The following is an 11,193-nucleotide window of genomic DNA, read 5'->3' on the forward strand; positions in this document are numbered from 1 at the left end:
GCCTACGAAAACGGTAGCCCCGGTAAGCGCTAGTGCCACCGGGGAACAGCGTTAAATAACGCGAGAGAACTGTTGTAAGCGCGCCTTCTGACGCAAATACGTGTCGAAGCACATGCAGATATTACGGATCAGCAAGCGCCCTTTCCCTGTGACCTGAATGCCCTTTTCATTGACGTCCACCAGCCCATCTTTGGCCAGCGGCGCTAACAGCGCCAAATCTTCAGCAAAGTAATTCTGGAAGTTCAGATCCCACGCCTTTTCAACGTCGGCAAAATCGAGACGGAAATTACAGATAAGCGACTTAATGACGTCGCGACGAATGCAATCGTCTTGCGTCAGTGCAATCCCTCGCCACAGCGCGTTGCCGCTCTCATCGACCTGTTGATAATAACGTTTGAGCTCTTTCTGGTTCTGCGCGTAGCAGTCTCCCAACATGCTAATGGCCGACACACCGAGCCCCAGCAGATCGCTGTCACCCTGAGTGGTGTAGCCCTGGAAGTTGCGGTGTAGCACGCCTTCACGCTGCGCTACGGCAAGTTCATCATCCGGGCGAGCAAAGTGATCCATCCCAATAAACTGGTAGCCAGCATCCGTCAGCGAGGTGATGGTTTCCTGCAAAATATCGAGCTTTTGCTGGGCAGATGGCAGATCCGCATCTTTGATTTTGCGCTGGGCGGCAAAGAGCGTGGGTAAATGCGCATAGTTAAAAACGCTGAGACGATCGGGGTTGAGCTCTGCCACACGACTTAGCGTGAAGGCAAAACTCTCTGGCGTTTGCTTTGGCAGGCCATAAATCAGGTCAATGTTGGTCGAGGTAAAACCAATCTCACGCGCATGGTTGAGCAGCGCGAAGATAAAGTCTTCATCCTGCTCACGGTTAACCAGACGCTGCACTTCTTTGTTGAAGTCCTGTACGCCCATGCTCAGGCGGTTAAAACCTTCGCTGCGCAGATGGTCGAGCACATCGAGTTCGATTTCGCGGGGGTCGACTTCAATGGAAATTTCAGCCTCAGCCTGAAAATCAAAATGCCCACGCAGAAGCTGCATCAGGCGGCTAATCTGCGCTTTATTCAGGTAAGTTGGCGTTCCGCCGCCCCAGTGCAGCTGGCTGACTTTACGCCCGGCAAACAGCGGTGCGCGATGGAGGATTTCCTGCTCAAGCGCGTCCAGATATTGATCGGCTTTATGCTGTTGGCGGGTAACGATTTTATTGCAGCCACAGAAATAGCAGAGCTTGTGGCAAAACGGGATGTGAACGTACAGCGAAAGCGGGCGCTCAGGATAACGGGCAACCGCTTGCTGGAAATCTGCCTCGCCGAAACTCTCTGAAAACTCCAGCGCGGTGGGGTATGAGGTATAACGTGGCCCGGAATAGTTGTACTTCTGGATCAGGGCCAAATCCCAGTCGATTAACTGCTCAGACATGCTTACTCCTTCCGGTGGTATCGCGAACGACGGCGTGCCGGCTTGCCCGGTGATCGGACAATAAGCCGGTTGCGCAGCCACTGTTGACGCCGCGACAACCGCCGTAGTTTAACGAATAACCACCCCAGATAACATACAACCAAAAGGGTTATAAGCAGGACGGGCAGTCCGAGTGGGTGCAAACGTTAGTTTCCGCCTCGCAGCAGACGCATCATGTCTTCTTTGCCTTCTTCTTCCTCTTCGTCTTCATCGTCGTCGTAGGAAAGGCCCAGTTGCTGCATCAGTTCATCAATGCGATCCAGTTTGGCATCAACCCAGGATTGCTCGTCTGCGCTGAGAGCTTCGCCCTCTTCCAGACGTTCCAGCAGCGCATCCAGGCGCTCATCATTTTCCAGTAAATCCAGCTCGGCCTGCGGTGAAAGCATAGGTTTCTCGCTCTTCGGTTTGTGCTGCCTGGTCACCGGACGCTCGGTTGCGCCCAATGGGATGGGGGTTTTACTGCCAATACGCGGGTCTTTTTGCTGGCCCTGTTTTTTGCCAGCCGCGTTTGCCTCACCGCCGTTCGCGCGGCTGCCTGCAACGTGACCACGATGCTTCTTATCGCGTTTACGGTCGCGCGCTTCCTGATTCAGCTCTTCGCGCGTCTTACGACGGGCTTTACCAGGTGCTTTGCTGCGCGGTGCGGATGTTGGTTTTTTCATGATGAGGTGTCTTACGTTGTTTTCTTCAGTATAGAATTGAGCCGGAATCTAGCAGAAAGCAGACAAAGAAAAAAGGCGACAGAGTAATCTGCCGCCTTTTTCTTGACTCACAACCCTTAACGGGTCACACATTCCGTGTTTGCCAACAACACACCCTGTCTTTCCCTTGGCACTGAACACTCCGTGTCGTATTCCTTATCCCTTTACCACGTCTCCGGACGTTTGCCTCCTGGCAGTTCCTTCGTCTTCGCCTCCTGGCGCTCCTGACCCTCGTCCTGAGTCTTTATCCTTTCCGGCATCCCCGCCTGATGACCGCTACTTTACCTTGTTATGCTATTCAGACAAGCAACTCACCGGTAAAAATATCAATTTTCAGATTAGTCCAAACAAGTAACATATTGATTTAAATGGTATCGATAAAAATATCACCTGCAACTTCTCCTAAATATCCCATAGCAACAATGGCAAATGTCTCACAAAGCGCAGGGTTAATACTTACACTGCATCCACAGGACAAACGCCGCCTTTTACTGTTGTTCAGGTATACTCCCCCGCATAGCCCGATTTTATGGAGACGACCCTTGATCAACCTGAACTATCAACAGACGCATTTTGTGCTCAGCGCGCCTGATATTCGCCACTTACCTTCCGACACCGGAATTGAAGTGGCCTTTGCTGGACGCTCCAATGCAGGTAAATCGAGCGCCCTGAATACCCTGACCAACCAGAAGAGCCTTGCGCGTACCTCCAAAACCCCTGGCCGTACTCAGCTCATCAACCTGTTTGAAGTGACGGAAGGCAAACGCGTGGTCGACTTACCGGGCTACGGCTATGCCGAAGTGCCGGAAGAGATGAAGCTGAAATGGCAGCGCGCGCTGGGTGAATATCTGGAAAAACGCCTGTGCCTGAAAGGCCTGGTGGTGTTGATGGACATTCGTCATCCGCTGAAAGATCTCGACCGGCAGATGATTGAATGGGCCGTCGACAGCAACATTGAAGTGCTGGTTCTGCTGACCAAAGCAGATAAGCTGGCGAGCGGCGCGCGTAAAGCGCAGCTGAACATGGTGCGTGAAGCAGTGAAGGATTTTGACGGCGACATTCAGGTCGAAGCGTTCTCTTCACTGAAGAAACTGGGCGTGGATAAACTGCGTCAGAAACTGGATACCTGGTATAGCGAGATTGCCCCACAGCAGGAAGAAGAAAGCGAAGCGTAATTCGTTTTATCCTCGCAAAAAATAAGACAGAGCGCGGCAAAGCCCGCGCTTTTTCTTTTCTTTCGCGCAATAAAAAACGCCCCAGTCATTACTGACTGGGGCGGCTAAATATTCAGCCAAATCCGATTACGTGAAGTAAAAGGTCTGAAAGATAGAACATCTTACCTCTGTACCCTACGTGAATAACTCTACTCTTTTTTTCGCAGGCCACAAAGCACTTTTTGTAGTTTTTTTTCACTCTTTACATAGCGAATTCCGATGATCATCACAAAACGCTATAAGTTATGTTGCTTACTTACAAAAAGTGCCAACCCATAATCTGCCCTTAATCCGCGTATATCTGCTGATAATTTAGCCTGTCCGTCAGCATTAATGCGCCTGATCCCAGTTCTCACCACTGCCCACTTCCACCAGCAGCGGAACATCCAGCTTCATGCTGTTTTCCATCAGCTCATGGATCTTCTTCGACACGGCTTCAAGATCATCTTTATGCACTTCGAACACCAGTTCATCGTGCACCTGCATGATCATGCGGACGCGGGGTTGCTCTTTCTGCAGCCAGGCATCAACAGCAATCATGGCGCGTTTGATGATGTCAGCGGCGGTACCTTGCATTGGGGCGTTGATGGCCGCACGCTCCGCACCTGCACGCAACGCGGCATTGCTGGCTTTAATGCCGGGTAAATAAAGGCGGCGACCTTCCAGCGTTTCAACATAACCCTGATCTTTGGCCTGCGCGCGAGTGCGCTCCATATATTCCAGCACGCCAGGATAGCGCTCAAAATACAGGTCCATATACTTCTGCGACTCTTTACGTGGAATATTGAGCTGACGCGAAAGCCCGAAAGCACTCATCCCGTAAATCAGGCCGAAGTTAATCGCTTTCGCACTGCGGCGCTGTTCATTGGTGACGTTATCCAGCGGAATGCCAAACACTTCCGCCGCAGTCGCGCGGTGAATGTCCTTACCTTCCGCAAAGGCGGTTAATAGCCCTTTGTCGCGAGAGAGATGCGCCATAATACGCAGTTCAATCTGTGAGTAGTCCGCCGACACAATCAGATAGTCTTTCGGGGCAATAAATGCCTGGCGAATACGACGCCCTTCTTCATTACGTACCGGAATATTTTGCAGGTTCGGATCGGTAGAAGACAGACGACCCGTTGCGGCCACGGCCTGGTGGTAGGACGTATGCACCCGCCCCGTTTTCGGGTTGATCATCAGCGGCAGTTTATCGGTGTAAGTCGATTTCAGCTTCGCAAGCCCACGGTATTCGAGAATAACTTTCGGCAGCGGATAATCCAGCGCCAGTTCCTCTAGCACTTCTTCCGAGGTTGACGGTGCGCCGCCCGGCGTTTTCTTCAGAGGCTTAATGCCTTGTTTCTCAAACAGAATCGTTTGCAGCTGTTTTGGTGAAGAGAGGTTGAACGGCTCACCCGCAATGTCATGAGCTTTCTGTTCCAGCTCAACCAGGCGTTTACCAATCTCTTCCGAGTGGTTGTGCAACACAGCAGGATCGATTTTCACACCGTTACGCTCAACGCGTGACAGCACGGTCACCAGCGGCATTTCGATGTTCTGGAATACATTGGCTGGGCCTTCGAGCTTCTGCAGTTTTGGCCACATTTTCAGGTGCAGTTGCAGCGTGACGTCTGCATCTTCTGCTGCGTAACGCCCTGCTTCTTCGAGTGCTATCTGATTGAACGTCAGCTGATTTTTACCTTTACCGGCAATTTCTTCAAAGGTAATGGTTTTGTGTTTCAGCCAGCGATCGGACAGGCTGTCCATATCGTGACGGCCCGCCACGCTGTCCAGAGTGTAGGACTCAAGCATGGTATCAAACGCGATTCCGCGCAGTTCGATGCCATAGTTGGCCAGAATGCCACGGTCGTATTTCAGGTTTTGCCCAACCTTGAGAGACTTTTCATCTTCCAGAAGCGGCTTTAATAATTCCAGCACCCGATCACGAGAAATCTGTTCAGGCGCATCAAGATAATCATGCGCGACGGGCACATACGCCGCCACGCCAGGCTCTGCGGCAAAAGACAGGCCCACCATGTTGGCGGAGATGTTATCCAGACTGTCTGTTTCAGTATCAAACGCGAAAACAGGCGCTTGCTTCAGTTTTTCAATCCACTGCTTCAGCGTTTCTTCATCAAGAATGGTGACGTAGTGTTCGGAAGAGAGCGCGGTCGCAGGCTCTTCGGCTTCTTCTTCCACCGTGGCTGTTGCCGCTGCAGATGGCACCGCCGAAGGCTTACTGCCTTTTGCCTGCATCCATTTTCCTGCTTCGACGTCTGTTATCCAGCGCTTGAATTCATACTGTTTGAACAGGCCAAGCAGTTCATCTGCTGCCGGTTGCTGAACTTCGAGCTGCTCGCAGGTTAGCTCCAGCTCAACATCTGTTTTGATGGTGGCAAGCTTATAAGAGAGGTAAGCCATCTCTTTATTCTGTTCGAGTTTCGCGGCCATGGTTTTGGCGCCACGGAAGGTCAAACCGGCAATTTTTTCAGGTTCAGCATAGAGCGTATCCAGCCCACCTAACCCTTGCAGAAGGGCTTGCGCTGTTTTTTCACCCACGCCAGGCACTCCTGGAATGTTGTCCGAGGAATCACCCATCAGCGCGAGGAAATCGATAATCAGTTCTGGCGGCACGCCGTACTTGGCAACAACTTCGTCCGGCCCCAGCACGGTGTTAGTCATGGTATTGATGAGCGTGATGCCTGGCGTCACCAGTTGCGCCATATCTTTGTCGCCCGTACTGATCAGCACCGGACGGCCTGCTTTTTCAGCTTCACGCGCCAGTGTGCCGATAACATCATCGGCCTCTACGCCAGAAACCGCCAGCAGCGGTAAACCCATGGCTTTTACCATCGCGTGCAGCGGCTCTATCTGAGCACGGAGATCGTCAGGCATCGGCGGGCGATGGGATTTGTAATGCTCAAACAGTTCGTCACGGAACGTTTTTCCTTTGGCATCAAAGACAACCGCCGCATGGCTTGGCTGATACTGCAGGATCAAACTACGCAGCATATTCAGTACGCCATACATGGCCCCTGTCGGTTCGCCTGCGCTGTTGGTCAACGGAGGAAACGCATGATATGCGCGGTAGAGATAGGATGAGCCATCAACCAGGATGAGGGGGTTTTCTTGGATCTGAGCCATAATTTCCGTGCCTGTTTATCAGATTAGGGATAAAGGATGCCACAGACAGCGCTAAAACATGAGTTTTTCACTGTCATTGCGCGAAAAGATTTGGAGATCCTCTGGATCGCTCGCAAAACAATACTGTGGATAAGTTTGTGCATAGTTTTATTCTGTCGGGTTACTCTTGCTCACCCCATGAACAATGTAACAATATTCATTTTAATTTTCATAGTGTTAAGATAAACCCCTGCTTATATTTCCATGACTGGTGACAATTTGAGCCATGTGGATATCACTCATGCTTATTTTTCTGCTCTGGTAAGACCCGTCTTTAGGTGTGATTTCTGGTAAAATCAGCGCCTTGCGCCTGTGAAACCCGCGCTTTATACAATTAACTATCTGAATAAATTGATTATGTCGAGATTACTCGCTGCGATAACGCTTCCGCTGAGTATTGCCCTTACCATTATTGTGACCGTACTTTGTTCCGTGCCTATTATTGCGGCAGGGATCATTAAACTGTTGCTGCCTGTTCCTTTTGTATGGCGCTCGGTCTCGGCTTTCTGCAATCTGATGATGTATTGCTGGTGTTCCGGGCTGGCGTTGCTGCTGCACCTGAATCCGTGGCTGAAATGGGATGTTGAAGGCCTAGAAGGCCTGAACAAGAAAAACTGGTACCTGCTTATCTGCAATCATCGTAGCTGGGCGGACATCGTGGTGCTGTGCGTACTTTTTCGTAAGCATATCCCCATGAACAAGTACTTCCTGAAACAACAGCTGGCATGGGTGCCGTTTATCGGCCTGGCGTGCTGGGCGTTAGATATGCCTTTTATGCGCCGCTATTCCAGAAGCTACCTGATTCGCCATCCTGAGCGCCGCGGGAAAGATGTGGAAACCACCCGCCGCTCCTGCGAGAAATTCCGCAAGCATCCGACAACGATTGTTAACTTTGTGGAAGGCTCCCGTTTTACCGCAGAAAAACGACTGGAAACGCGCTCACCCTATCGCCATCTGTTACCGCCTAAAGCAGCAGGGATTGCCATGGCATTGAACGTTCTGGGCAGCCAGTTTGATAAGCTAATGAACGTGACGCTCTGCTATCCGGAAAACGATAAGACGCCTTTTTTTGATATGCTGAGCGGTAAGCTAACCCGCATCGTTGTTCGTGTTGATTTGATGCCAGTGGCTGAAGAGCTGCATGGTGACTACGTTAATGATAAGAACTTCAAACGAGGCTTTCAGCTTTGGCTGAACACGCTGTGGGTTGAGAAAGACAATCAGATTGAAGAGATTAAATCCGGATACCGTTCTTCAGAGCAATAAAAAGCCCCACCGTGCGGTGAGGCTCCTGATGACAACGCTGGCGAATGCCGGCGTTTTTTATTTTTTCTCAACCAGCTGCTTCACGGTATCAGCATACTGTTGAACAAAGACGTCCATATTGCTGGTGTCCATGCCCTGAGGGTTCAGCTGATATTTACCGTTAACGTACATAGCCGGTACGCCTTGCAGTTGCAGATCAGCAGCAGCTTTCTCCTGCTGAGCGACCAGGGATTTCACGACAAAGCTGTTCCAGGCAGCGTCATACTCTTCTGCTTTTACGCCTGCATCGATGAAGACCTGGCGGATATCCGCAACAGTCTGAACAGTCTGCGTTTTCTGCACAGCTTCAAACATTGGAGACGTGATCTTATCTTCCACGCCTAATGCGATGGCCACAGCCCAGGCTTGAGTCAGTTCTTTACCCAATGGGCCCAGGAACTCAACGTGGTACTTGGTCATTTTGGTGCCTTCAGGCAGCTTCTTCTTCACTGTGTCGGACACGTGCAGCACCTGCTCGAACTGGTAGCAGTGTGGGCAGTAGAAGGAGAAGAACTCCAGAACTTGTGGTTCACCAGCAACAGGCTTCTCCAGAGTGGTGTACTGTTTGCCTTCGGTGATTTGCGCCGCCGATGCGCTGAATGCCAGAATCATGCCTGCCAGCGCCAGCAAAATCTTTTTCATTGTTAATACTCTCCTGAAAATGCCTGTTAATACATTGGCGTTAACTGTAATGGGGGTTCCTGAAGAACCCTGACTTGTTCTAAAAACATTTGGGTTTGTCTGCGCCAGTTATCTTCCTCGGCAAGCCAGGGGAAGTTGACCGGGAATGCAGGATCTTCCCAGCGTCGAATTAACCACGCCAGGTAATAAACCATACGCATCGCACGTAATGGTTCAATAAAGGCAAGCTCAGCGACATCAAAAGAACTGAACTCTTCGTAAGCTTCGAGGATGATATCAAGCTGCATTCTGCGTTCGGCAGTATCCCCGTGCAACAACATCCACAAATCCTGAATAGCAGGACCGTTTCGGGCATCATCCAGATCGACAAACATTGGCCCATCACGCCACAGAATGTTCCCGGCATGGCAATCACCATGCAGCCTCAGTGAAGTGAAACGCGAGTGCCATTGTTGCATAACAGCATCAATAAGCTTATCTGTCGCGTTGAGGAAATTTGTCTTCAATGAGGAAGGGATGAGTGGCGTTGTTTCAAAAACCTGACGGGGTTCCAGCAGATACTCATTGATGCCCATATCCGGACGAGCAGCGAAACGCTTTTTGCGCCCGGTCTGATGCAAACGACCGAGATAACGACCAACCCATTCCATTTGATCAAGGTTGTCTGGTTCGAACTGACGGCCACCCACGCTTGGAAAGACCGTGAAGAAGAAACCTTGCTGAGTCAGTAAGGTTTCTCCGTTGAATGCCAGCGGTGCAGCGACAGGCACATCATCATTTTGCAGCTCTAGTGCAAACTGATGCTCTTCACGGATCTGCTCTGCCGTCCAGCGTTGCGGGCGATAGAATTTCACGACGAAGCGCTTTCTGTCTTCATCCTGAAATTGCCAGACCCGATTCTCATAGCTGTTGAGGGGCGTCAGACCTGAATCCACCCGTATGCCTTGATCGAAGAGGGCATCTACGATGGTATCCGGGTGGAGCGTCTGGAAAGTAAAAGCCTTATCGTTCATCCGATTATCCGGAAATCACTGCGAATGATTCAGGATATCATTTCACAGCGTTTTCGGTGGCACCGCTTACAAGCTTTTACTCTTTAATTACACCGCGAGCGCGCAGCAAAGCGGTTTTAAAATCTTCTTCATAGTCTTTCTGAATACCCGGGATCACCGCGTCCTTCGCGGAATCACGCATTTTCAGGTGATAAATCAGAATATCGTCGGAAAGATCGGTGAGCTCGCCGTCAAAACCTGACTCCTTCGCCAGTTTCTGCAAGAATTGCATCAGATTCAGCTCGGGCTCTTTTTGCCAGGCTGGCTGGAGGAGTTCAATCACTTCGTTCAGACGTTTACATTTCATTCATTTGCTCCTTACGCTTAAGGATCACACGTTAGCAGGGTCAAACCCACAATAAAAGAGGCGATATTTGTGAATCAACAGCCAAAAGTAACTGGTGTCGTGCTCGCTGGAGGCAAAGCAAGCCGAATGGGTGGTCGGGATAAGGGATTACAGACACTTAACGGAATGCCACTGTGGCAGCATGTTGCTCGCGCTCTTTTGGTCCAGACGGACTCACTGGTGATCAGTGCGAACCGCTCACTCGATATTTATCGGGAAAGTGATTATCCCGTGATAGAGGACAGCTTCGGTGATTATTGTGGCCCTCTGGCTGGAATGCTTTCGGTTATGCAAATAAGCGAGAGTGAGTGGTTCCTGTTTTGTCCTTGTGATACTCCCTTCATCCCTACCGTTATGCGTGAACGGTTCTTTCTGAACAGAGAAAAAGCTCTGGTTGTCTGGGCGCATGATGGCGAGCGCGATCATCCGGCCGTTTCTTTGTTGCATCGCAGTGTACTCCAGGCACTGGAAAATTATCTGAATGCCGGTGAACGTCGGGTCATGGCTTTTATGCGGCAAGAAGGTGGACACAGTGTTGATTTTAGCGATGTGAAGTCTGCATTTACCAACGTGAATTCCCTCGAAGAACTACAGCGTATGCAGGAGAAACCATGATCCCCGTATTAGCCATAGCCGCCTGGAGCGGAGCAGGGAAAACGACTTTGCTAAAAGCGCTTATTCCAGAACTTTGTTCCAGAGGCTTACGTCCGGGTCTAATCAAACACACCCATCATAAAATGGATGTGGATACACCGGGTAAGGATAGTTACGAACTCCGTAAGGCCGGGGCTGCACAAACAATTGTTGCCAGTTCCCAGCGTTGGGCGTTAATGACGGAAACGCCGGAAGAGAAGCCGTTGGATCTGAATTATCTCGTCAGCCGGATGGATCATTCAGCACTGGATCTGGTGCTCGTGGAAGGATTCAAGCACGAAGCTGTAGCAAAAATAGTGCTATTTCGAGCTGGTTCCGGGCATCAAAGTGAAGAATTAACACTTGATGAGCATGTCGTTGCTGTTGCCAGTGATGTATCTCTGGACGTCAAAGTGTCATGCCTGAATCTTAATAATGCCATTGAGATTGCTGATTTTATTGAGCAGTGGATGTTGGGAAGGTAACTAAGAATTGAATGGGATGTCTTGATAAGGCTAAACGGATGCATTGGATTAAAAACGCAAAAAACCCCGGCCTTTCGGTCGGGGTTCTTGCTTTATTTGATGCCTGGCAGTTCCCTACTCTCACATGGGGAGACCCCACACTACCATCGGCGCTACGGCGTTTCACTTCTGAGTTCGGCATGGGGTCAG

10 protein-coding genes and 1 rRNA gene are annotated in these 11,193 nt (G+C 50.6%); 4 read left to right on the forward strand and 7 right to left on the reverse strand.

Features of this window, described 5'->3' with window-relative positions; genetic code table 11:
- Positions 1–51 precede the first annotated feature (51 nt).
- Together hemN and yihI are read right to left on the reverse strand one after the other, a co-directional pair.
- Positions 52–1,425: an oxygen-independent coproporphyrinogen III oxidase gene (gene hemN / locus ACI2I2_RS13040; RefSeq protein ID WP_404658287.1), complete on the reverse strand. Its 1,374-nt coding sequence runs from the start codon at positions 1,423–1,425 to the stop codon at positions 52–54.
- A 185-nt stretch (positions 1,426–1,610) separates the two neighbouring features.
- A complete protein-coding gene (gene yihI / locus ACI2I2_RS13045) occupies positions 1,611–2,126 on the reverse strand; it encodes a Der GTPase-activating protein YihI (RefSeq protein WP_330984171.1) in 516 nt (171 codons plus the stop codon).
- Between the two features lie 581 nt (positions 2,127–2,707).
- Between yihI and yihA the strand changes: the two genes are divergently transcribed.
- Complete coding sequence (gene yihA, locus ACI2I2_RS13050) at positions 2,708–3,340, forward strand: ribosome biogenesis GTP-binding protein YihA/YsxC (protein ID WP_330984170.1); 633 nt, start codon at positions 2,708–2,710, stop codon at positions 3,338–3,340.
- 369 nt (positions 3,341–3,709) lie between these two features.
- Here the strand turns inward: yihA and polA are convergent, their stop codons facing one another.
- On the reverse strand, positions 3,710–6,502 hold the full coding sequence (gene polA, locus ACI2I2_RS13055; RefSeq protein WP_404658288.1) for a DNA polymerase I: 2,793 nt from the start codon (positions 6,500–6,502) through the stop codon (positions 3,710–3,712).
- A 396-nt stretch (positions 6,503–6,898) separates the two neighbouring features.
- On the opposite strand from polA, the gene ACI2I2_RS13060 reads away from it, so the two are divergent.
- Complete coding sequence (locus ACI2I2_RS13060; protein WP_404658289.1) at positions 6,899–7,807, forward strand: acyltransferase; 909 nt, start codon at positions 6,899–6,901, stop codon at positions 7,805–7,807.
- Between the two features lie 57 nt (positions 7,808–7,864).
- Here ACI2I2_RS13060 and dsbA read toward each other — a convergent pair whose 3' ends face one another.
- The 3 genes from dsbA to ACI2I2_RS13075 all read right to left on the reverse strand — a co-directional run bounded on the left by dsbA (position 7,865) and on the right by ACI2I2_RS13075 (position 9,847).
- Positions 7,865–8,488, reverse strand: a complete 624-nt coding sequence (dsbA, locus tag ACI2I2_RS13065; protein WP_404658290.1) for a thiol:disulfide interchange protein DsbA — start codon at positions 8,486–8,488, stop codon at positions 7,865–7,867.
- A gap of 26 nt (positions 8,489–8,514) precedes the next feature.
- Positions 8,515–9,501: a serine/threonine protein kinase gene (locus ACI2I2_RS13070; protein ID WP_404658291.1), complete on the reverse strand. Its 987-nt coding sequence runs from the start codon at positions 9,499–9,501 to the stop codon at positions 8,515–8,517.
- A 76-nt stretch (positions 9,502–9,577) separates the two neighbouring features.
- Positions 9,578–9,847: a YihD family protein gene (locus tag ACI2I2_RS13075; RefSeq protein WP_010436801.1), complete on the reverse strand. Its 270-nt coding sequence runs from the start codon at positions 9,845–9,847 to the stop codon at positions 9,578–9,580.
- Positions 9,848–9,916: 69 nt separating this feature from the next.
- Here ACI2I2_RS13075 and mobA point away from each other — a divergent pair, with 69 nt between their 5' ends.
- Together mobA and mobB are read left to right on the forward strand one after the other, a co-directional pair.
- The gene (gene mobA / locus ACI2I2_RS13080; protein ID WP_404658292.1) at positions 9,917–10,501 is read left to right on the forward strand and encodes a molybdenum cofactor guanylyltransferase MobA; all 585 of its coding nucleotides are present in this window, start codon (positions 9,917–9,919) and stop codon (positions 10,499–10,501) included.
- The gene (mobB, locus tag ACI2I2_RS13085; protein ID WP_404658293.1) at positions 10,498–11,004 is read left to right on the forward strand and encodes a molybdopterin-guanine dinucleotide biosynthesis protein MobB; all 507 of its coding nucleotides are present in this window, start codon (positions 10,498–10,500) and stop codon (positions 11,002–11,004) included. Before mobA ends, mobB begins: the two co-directional genes overlap by 4 nt.
- Before the next feature lie 101 nt (positions 11,005–11,105).
- Here the strand turns inward: mobB and rrf are convergent.
- Positions 11,106–11,193: ribosomal RNA gene (gene rrf / locus ACI2I2_RS13090) — 5S ribosomal RNA — on the reverse strand; the annotation flags it as partial.

The organism is Scandinavium sp. NPDC088450 (assembly GCF_044900545.1).
In the GTDB taxonomy this organism is placed as follows: Bacteria; Pseudomonadota; Gammaproteobacteria; order Enterobacterales; family Enterobacteriaceae; genus Scandinavium.